19 protein-coding genes are annotated in these 19366 nt (G+C 64.0%); 15 read left to right on the top strand and 4 right to left on the bottom strand.

Translation table 11 applies throughout. From position 1 onward, the window contains the following. The first annotated feature begins 177 nt into the window (after positions 1–177). The 10 genes from LB524_RS21140 to LB524_RS21095 all read left to right on the top strand — a co-directional run bounded on the left by LB524_RS21140 (position 178) and on the right by LB524_RS21095 (position 10086). Positions 178–1431 carry a murein L,D-transpeptidase gene (locus tag LB524_RS21140; RefSeq protein ID WP_140661940.1) on the top strand — a complete coding sequence of 418 codons (1254 nt, stop codon included), beginning with the start codon at positions 178–180 and terminating at the stop codon, positions 1429–1431. 135 nt (positions 1432–1566) lie between these two features. Continuing rightward, the gene (locus LB524_RS21135) at positions 1567–3207 is read left to right on the top strand and encodes a Na+/H+ antiporter (RefSeq protein WP_224529828.1); all 1641 of its coding nucleotides are present in this window, start codon (positions 1567–1569) and stop codon (positions 3205–3207) included. Between the two features lie 180 nt (positions 3208–3387). Beyond that, a complete protein-coding gene (gene glyA, locus LB524_RS21130) occupies positions 3388–4701 on the top strand; it encodes a serine hydroxymethyltransferase (RefSeq protein ID WP_015318249.1) in 1314 nt (437 codons plus the stop codon). Positions 4702–4798: 97 nt separating this feature from the next. Further along, on the top strand, positions 4799–5377 hold the full coding sequence (locus LB524_RS21125; RefSeq protein WP_015318248.1) for a hypothetical protein: 579 nt from the start codon (positions 4799–4801) through the stop codon (positions 5375–5377). A 158-nt stretch (positions 5378–5535) separates the two neighbouring features. Beyond that, complete coding sequence (nrdR, locus tag LB524_RS21120) at positions 5536–6015, top strand: transcriptional regulator NrdR (RefSeq protein ID WP_015318247.1); 480 nt, start codon at positions 5536–5538, stop codon at positions 6013–6015. Positions 6016–6017: 2 nt separating this feature from the next. Then, positions 6018–7154 carry a bifunctional diaminohydroxyphosphoribosylaminopyrimidine deaminase/5-amino-6-(5-phosphoribosylamino)uracil reductase RibD gene (gene ribD, locus LB524_RS21115; protein ID WP_224529822.1) on the top strand — a complete coding sequence of 379 codons (1137 nt, stop codon included), beginning with the start codon at positions 6018–6020 and terminating at the stop codon, positions 7152–7154. Between the two features lie 6 nt (positions 7155–7160). Then, on the top strand, positions 7161–7778 hold the full coding sequence (locus tag LB524_RS21110) for a riboflavin synthase (protein ID WP_224529818.1): 618 nt from the start codon (positions 7161–7163) through the stop codon (positions 7776–7778). 108 nt (positions 7779–7886) lie between these two features. Next, positions 7887–8381 (top strand): 6,7-dimethyl-8-ribityllumazine synthase, encoded by a 495-nt coding sequence (ribH, locus tag LB524_RS21105; protein ID WP_224529815.1) that lies wholly within the window; start codon positions 7887–7889, stop codon positions 8379–8381. Continuing rightward, positions 8378–8878, top strand: a complete 501-nt coding sequence (gene nusB / locus LB524_RS21100) for a transcription antitermination factor NusB (protein WP_015318243.1) — start codon at positions 8378–8380, stop codon at positions 8876–8878. Before ribH ends, nusB begins: the two co-directional genes overlap by 4 nt. Next, positions 8875–10086, top strand: a complete 1212-nt coding sequence (locus tag LB524_RS21095; protein WP_224529810.1) for an MFS transporter — start codon at positions 8875–8877, stop codon at positions 10084–10086. Before nusB ends, LB524_RS21095 begins: the two co-directional genes overlap by 4 nt. A 14-nt stretch (positions 10087–10100) precedes the next feature. On the opposite strand, the gene LB524_RS21090 is transcribed toward LB524_RS21095, so the two are convergent. Beyond that, on the bottom strand, positions 10101–10673 hold the full coding sequence (locus tag LB524_RS21090) for an NADPH-dependent FMN reductase (protein ID WP_023773263.1): 573 nt from the start codon (positions 10671–10673) through the stop codon (positions 10101–10103). Positions 10674–10888: 215 nt separating this feature from the next. Here LB524_RS21090 and LB524_RS21085 point away from each other — a divergent pair, with 215 nt between their 5' ends. From LB524_RS21085 to LB524_RS21065, 5 genes are all read left to right on the top strand, one after another. Continuing rightward, on the top strand, positions 10889–11800 hold the full coding sequence (locus tag LB524_RS21085) for an ABC transporter substrate-binding protein (RefSeq protein WP_015318240.1): 912 nt from the start codon (positions 10889–10891) through the stop codon (positions 11798–11800). A 28-nt stretch (positions 11801–11828) separates the two neighbouring features. Next, positions 11829–12992 carry an ABC transporter permease gene (locus tag LB524_RS21080; RefSeq protein WP_224529806.1) on the top strand — a complete coding sequence of 388 codons (1164 nt, stop codon included), beginning with the start codon at positions 11829–11831 and terminating at the stop codon, positions 12990–12992. Beyond that, complete coding sequence (locus tag LB524_RS21075; protein ID WP_224529805.1) at positions 12989–13927, top strand: ABC transporter ATP-binding protein; 939 nt, start codon at positions 12989–12991, stop codon at positions 13925–13927. Before LB524_RS21080 ends, LB524_RS21075 begins: the two co-directional genes overlap by 4 nt. After that, positions 13924–14673, top strand: a complete 750-nt coding sequence (locus tag LB524_RS21070) for an ABC transporter permease (RefSeq protein WP_023773260.1) — start codon at positions 13924–13926, stop codon at positions 14671–14673. Before LB524_RS21075 ends, LB524_RS21070 begins: the two co-directional genes overlap by 4 nt. A 263-nt stretch (positions 14674–14936) precedes the next feature. After that, positions 14937–17078 (top strand): sodium-translocating pyrophosphatase, encoded by a 2142-nt coding sequence (locus LB524_RS21065; RefSeq protein WP_023773259.1) that lies wholly within the window; start codon positions 14937–14939, stop codon positions 17076–17078. Positions 17079–17183: 105 nt separating this feature from the next. On the opposite strand, the gene LB524_RS21060 is transcribed toward LB524_RS21065, so the two are convergent. From LB524_RS21060 to LB524_RS21050, 3 genes are all read right to left on the bottom strand, one after another. Continuing rightward, the gene (locus tag LB524_RS21060; RefSeq protein WP_224529802.1) at positions 17184–18167 is read right to left on the bottom strand and encodes a glycosyltransferase family 2 protein; all 984 of its coding nucleotides are present in this window, start codon (positions 18165–18167) and stop codon (positions 17184–17186) included. A 16-nt stretch (positions 18168–18183) separates the two neighbouring features. Then, on the bottom strand, positions 18184–18729 hold the full coding sequence (locus tag LB524_RS21055) for a dTDP-4-dehydrorhamnose 3,5-epimerase family protein (protein ID WP_015318234.1): 546 nt from the start codon (positions 18727–18729) through the stop codon (positions 18184–18186). 223 nt (positions 18730–18952) lie between these two features. Continuing rightward, positions 18953–19366, bottom strand: a 414-nt coding sequence (locus LB524_RS21050) for a transposase (RefSeq protein ID WP_224529800.1), incomplete at its 5' end; no start/stop codon positions are given.

Below are 19366 nucleotides of genomic sequence, written 5' to 3'. Positions count from 1 at the left end.
TGTGGTGAAGACCATGCGTCCACCCGCAACCGTGTCGCGCCCCTTGCCTTGGTCGCCAATGTGATACGGACCATGGTTGGCTAATTGTTAAGATTGCCGATTTTAGAGTGCGGGCGAGATCGCGCGATGGTCGACGCAGCAAGTGATCGAACCGCTACAAGAATGTCTGGAACGTCCATGAGAACCAGCCGCCGCTTTTTCCTTTCCGGAGCCTCCGCGCTCGCCGCCGCCGTGGTGGCTGGGCGTGCGAATGCGCAGGATGTGATCGGGGATATCCTGAAATCCTCGGCCCGCGGCAACTGGGACGATCAGTTCGATGCCCGCGCCAGCGAAGGCGGCAAGGTGGCCTCGACGCTGCCCATCTTCAGTCCCCAGACTGTGGCCTTCACCGAGCAGGCGGTCGCGCAGTATCAGAACATTGTCGGGCAGGGCGGTTGGACGGACGTTCCCGCGACCAAGAAACTGCAACTCGGCGTCGACGATCCGGATGTGGTGCCGCTGCGCAAGCGCCTGATGGTTGCGGGCGACCTGTCGCAGAGCGCCGGCATTTCGACGGCTTTCGATTCTTATGTCGATTCAGCGGTCAAGCGCTTCCAGTTGCGCCACGGCCTGCCGGCTGACGGTTCGATGGGCAAATACACCTACGCCGCGATGAACGTTTCGGCGCAGATCCGGCTCGGCCAGTTGCAGACCAATCTGCAGCGGCTGAAGGAAAAGGCCGGCACGCTGGGCAGCCGTTATGTGTTGGTCGACATTCCGGCGGCGCAGATCGAAGCGGTCGAGAACGACCGCGTCGTGCTTCGCCACACCGCGATCGTCGGCAAGATCGATCGCCAGACGCCGATCGTCAATTCCAAGATCAACGAGATCATCGTCAATCCGTACTGGAACGCCCCGGTCTCGATTGTGCGCAAGGACATCATTCCGTTGATGCGGAAGGATCCCGATTATCTCAAGAACAGCCATATCCGCCTGTTCGCGCCCGATGGCAGCGAAGTCGATCCGATGAATGTGGACTGGTCGACGGACGATGCCGCCAAATACCGTTTCCGCCAGGATCCCGGTTCCGAAAACGCCATGGCGTCGGTCAAGATCAATTTCCCGAGCCCGGACGGCGTCTACATGCACGACACGCCGCAGCAGAGCCTGTTCGGCAAGATGATGCGCTTCGATTCCTCGGGCTGCGTGCGTGTCCAGAACGTGCGCGATCTCGTCACCTGGATCCTGCGCGACACGCCCGGCTGGGATCGCCAGCATTTCGAGGCGGCCATCAAGACCGGCCAGAACACGCCGATCCAGGTCACCAACCCGGTGCCGGTGCATTTCCTCTATCTCTCTGCCTGGTCGACAGGACCCGGCGTCGTCCAGTTCCGCGACGACGTCTATGCGCTCGACGGCAACAGCGAACTGCAGATCACGTCTTCGCTGTAACGAGCTGATATTTTTTCCAAAAAGCCGCTCTCAGGGGCGGCTTTTTTGTTGCGGACGCCGTCAGATCCACTCATTCGGCCGGCTGGACGAAGCTCAGGCGATTGGCGATGGTCGGCAAACAGCCGGGATCGTGCCATGGACGTCGCCATCTTCATTCTCGTCGTGCTCGTCTTCGTTGCGCTGTCGGGCGCGCTCGTCCGGCTGGTTCGGGTGCCGCTGCCGGTGCTGCAGATCGCTATCGGCGCGGCCCTTGCCTGGCCGGCCAAGGGCCTGCATGTCGAGATAGATCCGGAGCTTTTTCTGCTGGTGTTCATCCCGCCGCTCCTGTTCGGCGACGCCTTCGCGGCGCCCAAACGCGAACTCGTCGCCTTGCGCGGACCCATACTCGATCTCGCCGTCGGGCTCGTCTTCTTCACCATTGTCGGCTTCGGCTATGCCTTGCATTGGCTGGTGCCGAGCATTCCGCTCGTCGTCGCATTCGCGCTGGCTGCCGTTCTGTCGCCGACCGACGCCGTGGCGGTGTCCGCGATCGTCGACAGGAATGTGGTTCCGTCCCGGCTGATGCACATATTGGAGGGCGAGTCGCTGCTCAACGACGCGTCGGGCCTGGTCATGTTCCGCTTTGCGGTGGCGGCGGCATTGACCGGCAGCTTCTCCTTCGCGGGAGCCTCGCTCAGCTTCCTCTACGCCGTCGCCGCCGGCATCCTGGGCGGTGTCGCGGCGCTGTTCATCGCCGCCAAGGCGCTGCAACTGCTCAACCGCATCGGCGGCGTGCCGGCCGAGGCGCAGGTTCTCGTCATGATCCTGCTGCCTTTCGTCGCCTATCTCGGCGCCGAGCATGTCGGCGCCTCGGGCATCCTGGCGGCGGTCACCGCCGGCCTGCTGACTGGGGTTTCCGGCATGTACCGCTTCCTCGGTGTGTCGGCGCGCATGCAGACCCTGTCGCTTTGGGCGACGCTCACCTTCGTCTTCAACGGCGCTCTGTTCATCCTGCTCGGCCTGCAGCTTCCCGACATCATCCGCAAGGTCCCACCGGAACTGTCCAGCCGTCATTGGCTGATCGAGCCGGTGGCGACGGTGCTGATCCTGACGCTCTGCCTGATCGGACTGCGCTTCCTGTGGATCTGGGTCGGCGACATCGCCCAGGCGATCGCGGCGCGCATCGGCAAACGCGAGTCCGAGCCGTTCGGATTTCGCGTCCGGCTTGCCGGCTCCGTGGCCGGCGTGCGCGGCGCCATCACATTGGCGGGCATCCTGTCATTGCCGCTCGCTTTGCAGGACGGCTCTCCCTTTCCGGCACGCGATGTGGTGATCTTCCTTGCCGCCGGCGTCATCATCTGCTCGCTTCTGATCGCCAGCCTTGCCTTGCCCAGGGTCGCGCGGGGGCTGGTCGAGCCGGGCCAGGATCCGGCGGCGGCTGAAGAGCGCCGTGCGCGCGTCGGCGCCGCCAATGCGGCGATTGCCAGGATCGAGAGCATCGCCAATGAGGCGGGCGAGGGCGAAGCGGTCCAGGCTCGGCTCGCCGTCGCCGACAGCATCGTGGCAGGTTACCGTAGACGCATCGCGGCTTCGGACGAAGCCGACGAGGCCCGTGCCGAGGCTCGCGAGGCCGGCAGGCTGGAACTGGAACTCAGGGCGGCCGGCATCGAAGCCGAGCGCTCCGCGCTGCGCGCCATGTTCCGCAGCCAGGAGATCAACGATCACACGATGCGCGCGCTGTTTTCTGAAATCACCTTGACCGAGGCCTTGTTGAAGCAGCGGCGGGACAGGAAATAGCGATCCGCCGCGATCCGTTGGCGCAAACCGGCCAGCAAATTTCGCGCTGCAAACGTGGCGAGCCCAAAACAACTGTGTTAATGGCCCGGCGAACGCAATGCATGTCGCCCAAGGCCGTTGAGTGGTTCGGGACGACGGCGTGCACGAATTTGCCCTTCCAACCCTAGGGGAACTCAGGCCATGGCAACAGCAGCGGCGGCGTCCAACAAATTCGAATCCTTCTTCGAAACCACTTTGGAAGATGCCGATCCGGAGATCTTCGGCGCCATCCGCAACGAGCTCGGTCGCCAGCGCCACGAGATCGAACTGATCGCCTCCGAAAACATCGTCTCGCGCGCCGTGCTCGAGGCGCAGGGGTCGATCATGACCAACAAATATGCCGAGGGCTATCCGGGCAAGCGCTACTATGGCGGCTGCCAGTTCGTCGACGTGGCCGAGGAACTGGCCATCGAGCGTGCGAAAAAACTGTTCGGTTGTAACTTCGCCAACGTCCAGCCGAATTCCGGCAGCCAGATGAACCAGGCGGTGTTCCTGGCGCTGCTGCAGCCAGGCGACACTTTCATGGGCCTCGACCTCAATTCCGGCGGCCATCTCACCCATGGCTCGCCGGTCAACATGAGCGGCAAGTGGTTCAAGGTCGTCTCCTATGGCGTGCGCAAGGACGACCATCTGCTCGACATGGATGCCATCGAAAAGACCGCGCACGAGACCAAACCGAAGCTGATCCTGGCCGGCGGCACAGCCTATTCGCGCATCTGGGACTGGAAGCGTTTTCGCGAGATCGCCGATGCCGTCGGCGCCTATCTGATGGTCGACATGGCGCACATTGCGGGCCTCGTTGCCGGCGGTGTGCATCCCTCGCCCCTGCCGCACGCCCATGTGGTGACGACCACCACGCACAAATCGCTGCGCGGCCCGCGCGGCGGCATGATCCTGTGCAATGACGAGGATATCGCCAAGAAGATGAACTCGGCGGTGTTCCCCGGCCTGCAGGGCGGACCGCTGATGCATGTCATCGCCGCCAAGGCGGTGGCCTTCGGCGAAGCGTTGAAGCCGAGCTTCAAGGTCTATGCCGAAAGCGTGGCCGCCAACGCCAAGGCGCTTGCCTCCAGCCTCAAGGAAACGGGCCTCGACATCGTCTCCGGCGGCACCGACAACCACCTGATGCTGGTTGATCTCAGGCCCAAGAACGCCACCGGCAAGCGCGCCGAGGCGGCCCTTGGCCGCGCCAACATCACCTGCAACAAGAACGGCATCCCCTTCGATCCGGAGAAGCCCTTCGTTACCTCTGGCGTGCGGCTCGGCACGCCCGCCGGCACCACGCGCGGCTTCGGCCAGGCCGAGTTCCGCGAGATTGGCAAGCTGATCGCCGAGGTGCTGGATGGGCTCAAGGTCGCCAATTCCGACGAAGGCAATGCCGCGGTCGAGGCGGCGGTCAAGGCCAAGGTCGTCGCATTGACCGATCGATTCCCCCTCTATCCCTATCTCGGTTGATTCCTTATCTCGGTTGACCGGGCGCGAAGCGTCATCTTTTATCCACCGGCATCGCGTCACCCCTGATCGGGTGACGCATCGAACCGGAGAATTGATGATGCGCAATTTCTGTCTTGCTTCTCTCGGCGCCTTCGGTTGGCTGGCCGCCTGCGGCCCCGTTTTGGCGCAGACGCAGCCCGCCGCGGACATGCCTGCCACCAGCACTTTCGGCCGGTGGACGACCATGGTCGATACGCTCGACACCGGCCAGGACGCGCACAAGACCTGCGCGGCTTCCACAGCCTTCTTCGATGCGAGTGGCAATTCGGGCACGCTGACATTGTCGATCTCGACCGGCGACGCGCTGCCGCCCGATGCTTATCCGGCAATCTTGATCACCATCGACAACAAGAGCCTGCTAACCGGCAAGAAGATCGCGGCGACTTTCGGCGATCCCGGCGTCAAGGTTTCGACGACTGTCTATTCCAATGACGCCGTCAACGGCCGTCCGAGCTGGACGATCGACAACCAGGCCAAGACCAGTCTTGCGCTGCTGCGGGCCATGCGCCAGGTTACCTCGCTCGATGTGGCTTTCGGCAAGCAGGCTGTCGCCAGCATTCCGATGGACGGTTTTACAAAGGCCTATCGCAATCTCGGCGCGTCTTGTGGCTTTCCAACCAAGGACGTGGCGCCATAGCGGGCTGGCCGGCGCAACTGCTTGCCGTGCTGGCAATCTTCCTCGCGCCTCGCTATCTCTGAGGTACGGCAGGCTGTGGAAAAGCGGAACTGCTTCAATCCGCACCGGAAAGGTTCTAAGCCTTTCACCCCACCAGATTCGCGAACCCAAGGCTCTCCATGCGCTGTCCCTATTGCCAGTCCGAAGATACGCAGGTGAAGGATTCGCGCCCCGCCGAGGATGGCGCGGCGATCCGCCGGCGGCGTGTCTGCCCCGATTGCGGCGGCCGTTTCACGACATTCGAGCGCGTGCAGTTGCGCGACCTCGTCGTGGTCAAGAAGTCGGGACGAAAAGTGCCGTTCGACCGCGACAAGCTGTTGCGCTCGGTCGAGATCGCGGTGCGCAAGCGCAATGTCGACCCCGAGCGCATCGATCGCGCGGTGACCGGGATCGTGCGCCAACTGGAAAGCTCCGGCGAAACGGAAGTGGCCTCGGGCGAGGTCGGCCGGCTGGTCATGGATGCGTTGAAATCGCTCGACGATGTCGCCTATGTGCGCTTCGCCTCGGTCTATCGCAATTTCCGTGAGGCCAAGGATTTCCACGAGCTGCTCGGCGAGCTGAAGGGGGACGAAGAAAAGAGCGAAGAGGACGCCGGCTGAGCATGGCAGCACCGCAACGCAGCGAGGCCGAACAAGCGGCCCTTGACCGCCGTTTCATGGCTGCGGCCTTGCGGCTGTCGCGCAAGAACGCCGGACGCACCTCGACCAACCCTTCCGTCGGCACGCTGATCGTGCACGATGATGGGACCGGGCCGATGATCGTCGGTACCGGCGTCACCGCCGTCGGCGGCCGGCCGCACGCCGAGACCGAGGCGCTTGCCGAGGCCGGCGAACTCGCGCGTGGCGCAACCGCCTATGTCACGCTCGAGCCTTGCGCCCATCACGGCCGCACACCGCCTTGTGCCAACGCGCTGGTCAATGCCGGCATTGCGCGCGTCGTGGGTGCCGCCAGTGATCCCGATCCGCGGGTCTCCGGCAAGGGTTACGCCATCCTGCGCGAGGCCGGTGTCGAAGTGGTCGAAAAGGTCCTCGCCACGGAAGCTGCCGAACAGATGGCGGGCTATTTGATTCGCTCTCTGAGAAAGCGCCCGGAAGTAATTCTGAAGCTTGCGCTTTCCAGCGACGGCAAGATCGGCAGGGAAGGCGCCGGCCAGGTCGCGATAACAGGCGACATGGCGCGCCGCGAAGTCTACCTGATGCGCGCCGAGGCGGACGCCATCCTGGTCGGCATCGGCACGGCGCTGGAAGATGATCCGGCACTGACGGTGCGTTTGCCCGGACTGGAGAACCGGTCGCCGGCACGCATCGTGCTCGACCGCCAGATCAGGCTGCCGGAGGGCTCGAAGCTGGTGTCGGGCGTCGATCGCGTACCTCTTTATGTGGCGGCTTGCCTGGAGGCCGATCCGCAGCGCCGGGCCGCGCTCGAGCGCGCCGGCGTGCGCTTCATCGGTACGGAGACGCACGAGGGCGGCGTCGCATTGCCGGAGCTGCTCGAGGATCTGGCGGCGCTTGGCATGGCAAGCGTGCTGGTCGAGGGCGGCGCCAAGGTGGCGAGCGCCTTCCTGGCCGACGGGCTGGTGGACCGCATCGTGCTGTTCCAGGGTCCGGAAGCGATCGGCCAAGATGGCATTGCATCGCCTGTCGACGCTGACCATGTCCCCGTGGGTTTTCGCAAGCTGCGCGAGATGCGGTTCGGCGAAGACGGTTACGCCGAATGGATCAGGGATTTTCAGGGATAGCGATCGATGTTTACCGGGATTGTCACCGATATCGGCACCGTGGCCGCCATCAAGCCGCTGCGGGAAGGGGTGGGACTGCGCATCGACACCGCCTATGATCCCGAGATCATCGCCATCGGCGCGTCGATTTCCTGCGGTGGCGTCTGCCTGACGGTCACGGCTTTGCCCGACAGCGGCTCGAACGCGCGCTGGTTCGAGGTCGAGGCCTGGGAGGAGGCGCTCAGGCTGACCACGGCGTCCGGTTGGAAGTCCGGCACCAGGATCAATCTGGAACGGGCGCTGAAGATCGGCGACGAGCTTGGCGGCCACATCGTTTCGGGCCATGTCGACGGCACCGCCGAGATCGTTGAACGCCGGGATGAGGGCGATGCGGTGCGCTTCACACTGCAAGCGCCGCGCGATCTGGCGAAATTCATCGCGCCGAAAGGCTCCGTCGCGCTCGATGGCACCTCGCTCACTGTCAACAGGGTCGAGGGCACCCGCTTCGACGTGCTGTTGATCCATCATTCGCTGACCGTCACCACCTGGGGCGAGCGCAAGGCAGGCGACCGCGTCAATCTCGAGATCGATACCATGGCCCGCTACGCCGCCCGGCTGGCGGAGGCGGCGAAAGAGGGGCTTTGATCGCCTGCGGGACAGTCCGACCCACGGCAATCTGATACGCGTCGGGCAATCTTCCGCTTGCGATCAAACCGGCTTCGGCCTAAGTCACCGGCGACTCCGGAGACATCTATGGCTGGCACATCCCAACACGGCAAGGCGTTCATTCGTCCCAAGAAGAAGGCTCACCTCCTCGTCATCGAGGCGCGCTTTCACGACGACCTTGCCGACGCACTGCTCGATGGCGCGACAAGCGCGCTCGACGAAGCGGGCGCGACTTACGACGTCGTCACCGTTCCCGGTTCGCTTGAAATTCCCGCGGTGATCACCTTCGCGCTCGACGGCATGGCCGAAGGCGGGACGGGCTATGACGGCTTTGTCGCACTCGGCACCATTATCCGTGGCGATACCTATCATTTCGACATCGTCGCCAATGAATCCAGCCGTGCGCTCATGGACCTGTCCGTGCAGGACTCGGCCTGCATCGGCAACGGTATCCTGACCACCGAGAACGATGTGCAGGCGTGGACGCGGGCCAAGCGCTCCGAAGGCGACAAGGGCGGCTTTGCCGCGCGCGCGGCGCTGACCATGATCGCGTTGAAGGAACAACTGGGAGCGCAATCGTGAGCGAACCCGCTTCGCCCGGACAGCCCGCGGTGCGCCACGCCAACAAGCGCGGCGCTGCCCGTCTGGCCGCCGTGCAGGCGCTCTATCAGATGGATGTCGCCGGCAGCGGCGTGTTCGAGATCACCGCCGAGTACGAGGCGTTCCGTCTCGGCAAGGAAGTCGACGGCGCGCTCTATCGCGAGGCGGACGCGCAGTGGTTTCGCGCCATCCTGACCGGCGTCGTCGAGAACCAGAAGACCATCGATCCGATCATCCGCCAGGCGCTGACCGACGACTGGCCGCTGTCGCGCCTCGATTCGACGCTGCGTGCCATCCTTCGCGCGGGCGTCTACGAACTGATGAAGCGCGAGGACGTTCCTGTCGCGGTCATCGTCACCGAATATGTCGACATCGCCAAGGCTTTCTACGAAGAAGACGAGCCGAAGCTGGTCAATGCCGTGCTCGACCGCGTGTCACGCCGGGTGCGTGGCGAGGGACGCGGCAAGGACGCTTCGTGACCGCCATCGCCGTCGAGACGGGCAAGGAGGCGCGGCGCACCGCGCTGATCCTCGCCGCCTCGCAGGCGATCATCGGCTCGGCGGCTCCCATCGCCATCTCCATGGGCGCGCTGGCCGGGCAATATCTGCTCGGCGCCGACAAATCCCTGGCGACCGCGCCGATCACCGGCTTCAATCTCGGTGTGGCGCTAGGCGCCTTGCCCGCGGCCGCCATTATCCGCTGGCTGGGGCAGCGTGGCGGTTTCATGACCGGAACCGTGGTCACCGCGCTCGGCGGGCTGGTCGCCACCCTGGCTTTGTTTCATGGCAGCTTCTGGCTGTTCGCGTTCGCGCTGCTCGTCATCGGTGTCGGCGGCGCCTTCGTCCAGCAGTTCCGTTTTGCCGCGGCCGACAACGCGCCGCCGGCGTTCAAGGCCCGCGCCATCTCCTTCGTGCTCGCCGGTGGCATCATCACCGCCATCCTCGGGCCGCAGATCGTCATCTTCACGCGCGAATTATTCGCACCAGTCATGTTTGCCGGTTCCTTCGCCTCGATCCTGCCGCTGGCGGCTGTCGGCGCCGTCATCCTGTCGTTCCTTCGTTTGCCGTCGAGGACCGCGAGCAAGGTGGACGTTGCCGACGGCGATGCCCGACCCCTTTCCGAAATCGTCACCAAGCCGCGTTTCGTCGCGGCGCTCTTCTGCGCCGTCGGCAGCTACGCGCTGATGAGTTTCGTCATGACCGGCGCGCCGCTCGCCATGGTGGGCTGCGGCCTGTCGGAGGACGATGCGACGCTGGGCATCTCCTGGCACGTCATGGCGATGTTCGGACCAAGCTTCTTCACCGGCTCGCTGATCCATCGCTTCGGCGCCGAGCGCATCGTCGCCGTCGGCCTGCTGTTGCTGATCGGCTGTGCCGTCGTTGCCTTGTCGGGCCTGGCGCTGTGGCAGTTCTGGACGGCGCTGATCCTGCTCGGCCTCGGCTGGAATTTCAGCTTCATCGGCGCCACCGCCATGGTGGCGGCCGGCTACCACCCTTCCGAAAAGGGCAAGGTGCAGGGCTTCCACGACTTCGTCCTGTTCGGCTCAGTCGCCTGTGCGTCGCTGATGTCGGGCATGGTCTACAACGCCTGGGGCTGGACCATGCTCAACTGGATGATCTTTCCCGTCGCCGCACTTTGCTTCGTGGCACTCGGCGCGCTGAAGATCACAAGCTTGCGGCCGGCTTGACGCGAATTTGAAAGCTACGCGTCCGGCGGCAGAACCTGAAGCACCCGCGCTATGAACATATGGAACTCAGCCATGTAATTGCGCAGGAAATCCTCAGTGGATTCAACCGTCACCTCGCCGTCATCCGTGATCAGTCCCGGCGTGAACTGGATATAGGCTTCGGGCGCGTTCATCTGCGGTGAGTTGCAGAAACTCAGCACGCTGCGCAGGCTTTGTTGGGCGACAGCGGTCGCGATCGCGCCCGGCGATGTTCCGATGACGGCCGACGGTTTGCGCGCGAATGAATTCTTGCCGTAGGGGCGGCTGGCCCAGTCGATCGCGTTCTTCAGTCCGCCGGGGATCGAGCGATTATACTCCGGGGTGACGAACAGCACGGCCTGGACGGAGGCGATCGCCTTTTTGAAAGCCTGGGCGGCCGGCGGGAAATTGGCGTCGTAGTCGTAACTGTAGAGAGGCAGATCCTTGAAGCCGATTTCCGTCATTTCGAGCTCGGGAGGGGCAAGTTGAACAAGCGCCTTCGCGAGCTTGCGGTTGATGGATGCCTGGGCAAGGCTGCCGATGAGATAACCGACCTTGTGTATGGCCATGACACGCTCTCCGTGTTTGCCGCCACCCTCGTGGCATTATTCACCCGATAGCGGCCAATCGCCAGCCCGCTGTTGCCGCCAGGCCCAAATCGGCGCGTCCGGAACAAAAATATTGCGCTGGTCCCCCTTCTTATGAAACCGTGTGCCCCGACTGGCCGTTGAAGCCATGCTCATATGCGGCCACCGCATTCCGGTTCACAGCAAGGGGTTTCACAATGTTTTCAGTCAAGGTTCTGGCCAGCGCGGCTATGGCGCTCGCCATCACGGCGGCTTCCGCGAGCGCTCAGGTTGTCGTCTCCTCGAAGATTGACACCGAGGGTGGCGTGCTCGGCAACATTATCCAGCTCGTCCTCAACGCCAACAACATCAAGACCACGGACCGCATCCAGCTCGGCGGCACGCCGGTGGTGCGCAAGGCGATCACCGCCGGTGAGATCGACATCTATCCCGAATACACCGGCAACGCCGCCTTCTTCTTCGAGAAGGCCGATGATCCCGTGTGGAAGGATGCCGCCAAGGCCTATGAGACGGCCAAGAAGCTCGACTACGACGCCAACAAGATCGTCTGGCTGTCACCGGCGCCGGCCAACAACACCTGGGCGATCGCCCTGCGCAAGGAAGTGACGGACGAGAACAAGCTCGTCACGCTGTCGGACTTCGGCAAATATGTCGCCGGCGGCGGCAAGGTGGTCCTGGCGGCCTCCGCCGAGTTCGTCAATTCGGCGGCAGCCCTTCCGGCCTTCCAGACTACCTACGGCTTCACGTTGAAGCCGGACCAGCTGATCACCCTCTCTGGCGGCGATACGGCGGCAACCATCGCGGCCGCCGCCAACCAGACCAGCGGCGCCAATGCTGCCATGGTCTACGGCACCGACGGGGGCATCGCGCCATCGGGCCTCGTGGTGCTGACTGACGACAAGGGCGTGCAGCCGGTCTATCAGCCGGCGCCGATCATCCGCGAGGCGGTGCTGAAGGAGCATCCCGAGATCGAAACGCTGCTGAAGCCGGTCTTCGCCAAGCTCGATCTCGTCACGCTGCAGGAGCTGAACGGCCGCGTGCAGGTCGGCGGCGAGCCGGTCAAGGGCGTCGCCGAGGACTTTTTGAAGAAGAACGGTTTTTTGAAATAGCGATAGCGACGTCAGGGCGAGGCGCCTTATGACCCCGCGTTTCGATAAGCTCGGCGTGGTCATCGCTGCACTCGCTGCTTACGCCGCGTTTCTCGCGCCGTTCGCCACCTTCCGCGCGAACCGCATCGTTCCCGGCCAGGTACGCTCTATCGTCGAGGCGCTGCCGCAGGCGATAGGGCCGTTGCTGCTCGCAATCATTGTCGTGGCGGCAATCATCGCGCTGCTCAAAACGCCGCTCGTCTTGCGCCTTGCAGCGAGCGTCGTGACGCTTGTCGCGCTGGCGCTGCTCATCGGCGTCGCCGGCACATTCCTCACTCCAGCCGGCAATACCTTTGCCCGGGTCTCGCCGGCATCCGGCTTCTGGATTCTCATCTTCGCCTTCACGCTGTTGCTCGCCGACGTGCTGACCCGGCTCAACCTGTCGCCCTCGGCGCGCGTCGGCGTGCTTGTCGTTGCGGCGCTGGCCATCGGCTTGCTGCTGATTTCGGGACGCTGGGACAGCCTCTCGATCCTTAAGGAATACTCCAACCGCGCCGACAGCTTTTGGGCCGAAGGCTCCAAGCATGTGACCCTTGCTCTCGGCTCGTTGCTTGCCGCCGTGATCGTCGGCCTGCCGCTCGGCATCCTGTGCCACCGTGTCGAGAGCCTGCGGGCCGGCGTCCTCAACGTCTTGAACATCATCCAGACCATTCCCTCGATCGCGCTGTTCGGGCTGCTGATCGCGCCGCTTGGCTGGGTCGCGGCCCACGTTCCGGGGGCCGCCGCGCTCGGTATCAGGGGCATCGGCACGGCGCCCGCCTTCGTCGCCCTGTTCCTCTATTCGCTGCTGCCGGTGGTGGCCAACACCGTGGTCGGCCTTGCCGGCGTGCCGCGTGCCGCCAATGACGCGGCGCGGGGCATGGGCATGACGGACCGCCAGCGCCTGTTCGGTGTGGAGTTTCCGCTGGCCTTTCCGGTGATCCTCACCGGCATCCGCATTGTGCTGGTGCAGAATATAGGCCTTGCCACCATCGCCGCGCTGATCGGCGGCGGCGGTTTCGGCGTGTTCGTCTTCCAGGGTGTCGGCCAGACGGCGATGGACCTGGTGCTGCTTGGCGCAGTGCCGACCGTGGCACTCGCCTTTGCCGCCGCCATCATCCTCGACGCCGTGATCGAAATGACCGCCACCAAGCGCAGGGTTGAAACGGCATGATCGAAATCGAAGGCATCACCAAGCGCTATGACGCGACCACTGTCGTCGACGACGTCTCGATGGTCGTCGAGCCGCGCACGGTCTGTGTCATTGTCGGCACCTCGGGCTCCGGCAAGACGACTCTGCTGCGCATGATCAACCGGCTGGTCGAACCAACCGCCGGCGTCATCAAGCTCGATGGTGCCGACAATCGATCGGTGCCGGGGTACGAACTGCGCCGCAGCATCGGCTACGCCATCCAGGGCCACGGCCTGTTTCCGCATCGCACGGTGGCGCAGAACATCGCTACCGTGCCGGTGCTGCTTGGCTGGGACAACGCACGCATCAAGTCCCGCGTCGACGAGCTGATGACGCTCTACCAACTCAACCCCCAGGAATTTGGGCCGCGCTACCCGCATGAACTGTCCGGCGGCCAGCAGCAGCGCGTCGGCGTTGCCCGCGCGCTCGCCGCCGAACCCAACGTGCTGTTGATGGACGAGCCGTTCGGCGCACTCGACCCGATCATCCGTACCAAGGCGCAAGAAGATCTGCTGGCAATCCAGAAGCGCTTCGGCACCACCATCATCCTCGTCACTCATGACATGGAGGAGGCCGTGCATATGGGGGACAAGATCGCGGTAATGGATGCCGGCAAGCTCGTGCAATATGCAAGGCCGGCGGAGATCCTGGCGAACCCAGCCAGCAGCTTTGTCGAAACCCTGGTCGGAGCCAGCGAAAAACCATTCAGGCTACTGTCGCTGGGGCGGGTACGCGATGCGGTGGAGCAGGGCGGCGCCGAAGGCGAGGCGATCCCCGGCGACGCCAGCCAGCGTGACGCGCTCGCGGAACTTCTCTGGTCCGGCAAGCCGGCGCTGCCGGTGAAGGGTGCCGACGGCAAGCCGATCGGCCGCGTCACCGTCGACGGCCTGGTCAAGCGCGCGGCGAGGCCGGCATGAAGGCCTGGCTTCCGCTGCTGCTCAGGCTTGCGCTGGTGGTGTTGCTTGTTGCCTTCATCACCAGTCCGGCTTGGTTCGAGCCGTTGCTGAAGCCGCTGACCGAAAACAACGCTCCTGTAATCTACAACCAGGGCAGCCTGCTGACGCTGACGCTGCTGCATCTGCGCACCGTGTTGATCGCGACCGTCGCGGCCACCATCGTCGCGGTGGCGCTCGCCATCCTCGTCACCCGGCCGGCTGGCGTCGAATTTCTGCCGTTGTCGCGCAGCCTGGTCAACATCGGCCAGACCTTTCCGCCCGTGGCGGTGCTGGCGCTCGCCGTGCCGGCAGTCGGCTTCGGCGAGAAGCCGACGCTGATCGCGCTGTTTCTCTATGGACTGCTGCCGATCTTCGAGAACGCACTGACCGGGTTGACGACGCTGCCGGCTAACGTCGTCGAGGCGGCGCGTGGCGCCGGCATGACCGGCTGGCAAAGGCTCACCAAGGTCGAGTTGCCGCTCAGTGCACCGATCATCCTTGGCGGCATAAGGCTCTCCGTGGTGATCAGCCTGGCCACGGCCACCATCGGCTCGACGGTGGCCGCCAAGACACTCGGTGAGGTGATCATCGCCGGCCTGCTATCCAACAATCTCGCCTTCATCCTGCAGGGCGGCCTGATCGTGGCGGCCCTTGCCGTGCTGATCTATGACGGACTGTCGGCGGTAGAGCGCTACACGGCGCGCCGGATGGGTCGCGAAGCGGAATGATCCTCGAGGAGACGGAGGTCTTGCCCCGGATGGTTCCCTAGCGTGATTTCAATCGATCTAAATCCAAGGCCCTTTCGGCTCTGCCGTCGCGGGTTTTGTCTTTTGGGCGAAAGCCGGGCAAAAACCGAACAATATCTTGACGTTCGCGGCCCTGTTTCGCATACACCGATGCGAAGAGGCGGATTCCGCGCGCGGAATCCGTTCTTTGTCTCAACGGCCCAGGGAGGGGTTCTTTTGGGCCAACAATCGAGGAAAATTCGGCAATGACCATTATTTCCGCCGTCATCGCCTGCGGCCTGCTTTCAATCCTATACGCCATCTGGGCGACACGTTCGGTCCTCGCGGCCGATCAGGGCAATGCACGCATGCAGGAAATCTCCGCCGCCATCCGCGAAGGCGCCCAGGCCTATCTGGCGCGCCAATACACCACCATCGCCATCGTCGGCGTGGTCGTGCTCGTGCTCGCTTGGTGGCTGCTGTCGATCACCGCCGCCATCGGCTTCCTGATCGGCGCCGTTCTGTCGGGTGCCGCCGGCTTCATCGGCATGCATGTTTCGGTGCGGGCCAATGTACGCACCGCGCAAGCGGCTTCCAACAGCCTCGCCGCCGGCCTCGACATCGCTTTCAAGTCGGGCGCCATCACCGGCATGCTGGTGGCTGGCCTCGCTCTGCTGGGCGTTTCCATCTATTATCTCATCCTGACCCATTTCATGGGTCTTCAGCCCAACGATCGTATCGTCATCGACTCGTTGGTCTCGCTCGGCTTCGGCGCCTCGCTGATCTCGATCTTCGCCCGTCTCGGCGGCGGCATCTTCACCAAGGGCGCCGATGTCGGCGGCGACCTGGTCGGCAAGGTCGAAGCCGGTATTCCGGAGGATGATCCGCGCAACCCGGCCACCATCGCCGACAATGTCGGCGATAATGTCGGCGACTGCGCCGGCATGGCCGCCGACCTGTTCGAAACCTATGCGGTGACGGTTGTCGCCACCATGGTTCTGGCCGCCATTTTCTTCGGTGGCACCGCTGTCCTCGGTGCGGCGATGCTGTATCCGCTCGCCATCTGCGGCGCCTGCATCCTGACCTCGATCGTCGGCACCTTCTTCGTCAAGCTCGGCTCCAACGGCTCGATCATGGGCGCGCTCTACAAGGGCCTGATCGTGACCGGTCTGCTGTCGATCGTCGGCCTCGGCGTCGCCACCTCGGCCACGCTCGGCTGGGGCGAGGTCGGCACCGTCGCCGGCATGACGATCACCGGCAAGAACCTGTTCATCTGTGGCCTGATCGGCCTCGTGGTGACCGGGTTGATCGTGGTGATCACCGAGTACTACACCGGCACCAACAAGCGCCCGGTCAACTCCATCGCCCAGGCGTCGGTGACCGGCCACGGCACCAACGTCATCCAGGGCCTCGCGGTCTCGCTGGAATCGACGGCGCTTCCGGCAATCGTCATCGTCGGCGGCATCATCGCCACCTACCAGCTCGGCGGCTTGTTCGGCACGGCGATCGCCGTCACCACCATGCTCGGCCTCGCCGGCATGATCGTGGCGCTCGACGCCTTCGGCCCGGTCACCGACAATGCCGGCGGCATTGCCGAAATGGCGGGCCTTCCCAAGGAAGTGCGCCACTCCACCGATGCGCTCGACGCCGTCGGCAACACCACCAAGGCGGTGACCAAGGGCTACGCCATCGGTTCGGCCGGCCTCGGCGCGCTGGTGCTGTTCGCGGCCTACTCGAACGACCTGAAGTTCTTCGCCGCCAATGGCGACAAATATCCCTACTTCCAGGGCATGGGCGAAATCTCCTTCGATCTCTCCAACCCTTACGTCGTCGCCGGCCTGATCTTCGGTGGCTTGATCCCCTATCTGTTCGGCGGCATCGCCATGACGGCGGTCGGCCGCGCGGCGGGCGCCATCGTCGAGGAGGTGCGCAAGCAGTTCCGCGAGGATCCGGGCATCATGGCCGGCACGTCCAAGCCGAACTATGCGCGTGCGGTCGACCTCCTGACCAAGGCGGCGATCCGGGAGATGATCATCCCGTCGCTGCTGCCTGTGCTGGCGCCGCTCGTCGTCTATTTCGGCGTGCTGCTGATCTCGGGCTCGAAGGCGTCCGCCTTCGCCGCGCTCGGCGCCTCGCTGCTCGGCGTCATCGTCAATGGCCTGTTCGTCGCCATCTCGATGACCTCGGGCGGCGGCGCCTGGGACAACGCCAAGAAGTCGTTCGAGGACGGGTTCACCGACAAGGACGGCGTCAAGCACCTCAAGGGCTCCGAGGCACACAAGGCTTCGGTGACCGGCGACACCGTCGGTGATCCCTACAAGGACACCGCCGGCCCGGCGGTCAACCCGGCGATCAAGATCACCAACATCGTGGCGCTCCTGTTGCTGGCCGTGCTCGCGCACGGCTGAGCGGGAGCGGTTGATAAAACCCGCGGGGAGCGATCCCCGCGGGTTATTCATGTCAGCTGACTGGTCGCTTGGTCCGGCATCTGGACGCCGCGTGCGCGACAGCCGCTATTCTCCGGTTTCTTCCCGCTTGCTGCCTCCGCGGTACTTAGCCAACAGATCATCCACGCTCGGCTCCCGTTCAGGCATGGGTGGCAGGCCGCGTACCTTTCGCAGCATGGAGACAAAAGCACCGCGTTGGTATTTGCGGCGAAACTCGACGGATCTCGGATGAACGCCGTATGCAGCCCAAACCCTGCGTTTCAGATAACTGGATTTCTTCAGGCGAGACGGCACCGCCGCCGCGGCAAGAACCTTGACACGCAGGTCGTCCGGTATGCGCATGCGGTCGATGAGTTCCTCCTGCTCCATTGCCGTGTCATCGAGATAACTGCCGCTGCGCTGGCCGGAGAAGATACTCAGCACCGTCAGGTGCGGCATGGTCGCGATCACGGCTCCCTTTCGCCAGGCCCGGAAGAGCCAGTCCTGCGAACTTTCGCATGAGCATTCGCTGGCAGGCCGCCAGGGGCCGAGCCAGTCCAGCGACGCCCGCCTGACCACCTGTGCCGATCCGTATCCGGCCGTGACGACGGGATCGTAAAAACCGTCTTTGCCCATTCCGTAAATCGAAGTCTTGAGAGCATCGTCTCTCGTCCGCACCGGTTCGATGATGGCGCCACGAGCGATGACGACATCCGCGCCGGTCGCATCGATCCATCCCGTGGTTGCCGCCAGATGATCCGGAAACCAGAGGTCGTCGTGATTTAGCACGGCGACAAGCCGGCCGCGCGCCCTGGCAAAACCGATATTGTTGGGGCCGGATTGCTCGCCGAAATTGACGGGCAGGTCGATATAGAAGATGCGCGGATCGGCGAATTCGGCGATGATCGCCGGTGTCTCAGGGCGACAGTCGTCGCCGATCACCAGAATTTCAAAATCCTGCAGCGTCTGGCGCAAGACGCTGAACAGCGTCTGTCGCAAGGCTGCGGGACGATTGTGGGTGGCGATCACCACCGAGACGAGCGGCACGCGCTGCCCTGTTGCATCGAACAAGCGCGATCCTTCCACGCTACACCAGCTTGTAGGGGATTTGTTCGGTGTCCGGTGGCAGGCGCCAATGGTCGGGCGCGTCGTAGGCATAGGCCTTGTCGACGAGATTGAGCAGCAGGGCGATCTCCGGCCCGAGCGCCGTCACGCCGTGCCACACGCCTGGCGGGATTATGACGATCGCCGGCCGCAAAGCGCCGAGTATCTTGTGCCACACCGTGCCGAAACTGGGCGAAGCCTTCCGGCCGTCATAGAGCGATATGCGGACGCTGCCGGCACAGCAGAAGAGCCGATCCAGCGTCACCCTGTGCGCATGCCAGCCGGTTACCGCGCCTGGATACATCGTGCGTTGAAACACCTGGCCGACAGGCGATGGATCAAGTCCCCACTCATCCCGAAAGACCTCGGTCAGATAGCCGTTGGATGTAGCGACCGGCCTGATTTCCTTGATTGTGACGCCATCGATCGACGGCGGATCGATGGCAAGCCAGTCTGATGTCACCGTCTGCCGGTCGGGTGTCCCGGTCGCCATCCAGCCAACCGGCATCGCATGGTCGTCACTGCTCATGTCCAAATCCCCCAGCCTGACGGTTTGATATGGGTTTGCCCCATCACTGGCAAGCCGGGCCCCGTTAACAAAAACCCGTGGGATCGCTCCCACGGGTCAGACTGCTGACAAACCCCGTCAATTTTGGCGGGGTTTTGTTTTTATAGTTTGAATGGGCTGGTTATTTCGGTGTCGGGACGAATTGTCTGGAGGTTGCCGGTTCGGCCGCGGGTGACGCCTCGCCTCAGGCGAAGTGGGTTTTGTTCTTTGGCCAGAGACAAAGCGCGATTTTCTTGATGTTCTGGGCGGCGGCTGCGAGTAGGCATTGGCAGGCGACACGGGTTCGGCTTTTGAAGCGTGCATAACGGTGGCCATGCAACTGCTTGGCGTCGGCAAAAGATCGCTCGACCGTCTCCTTGCGGCGCCGGTAGATAGCCTTGCCCCACGAAGTGAGGCGGTTGGCGTCGTTTCGTTCGCGTGCCTCCTGCCAGACATGGCGGGTAATCAGCCTGGTGGCGTTGGCGTTCGAGGTGCAGGAGGCCAGCAACGGACAATCGCGGCAGATGGCGGGATCGCTCTTGTAGTGGCGATAGCCGGTGCGGTCGGTGGTGGCGTAGGCAAGCAGTTGGCCCTGCGGGCAGCGATAGCCGTCAAGCTC

This window comes from Mesorhizobium sp. ESP6-5 (assembly GCF_020164695.1).
GTDB classification, from domain to species: Bacteria; Pseudomonadota; Alphaproteobacteria; order Rhizobiales; family Rhizobiaceae; genus Mesorhizobium; species Mesorhizobium australicum.
The sequence above is the reverse complement of the archived record's forward strand: the minus strand, read 5'-3'. Positions and strand labels throughout refer to the sequence as shown.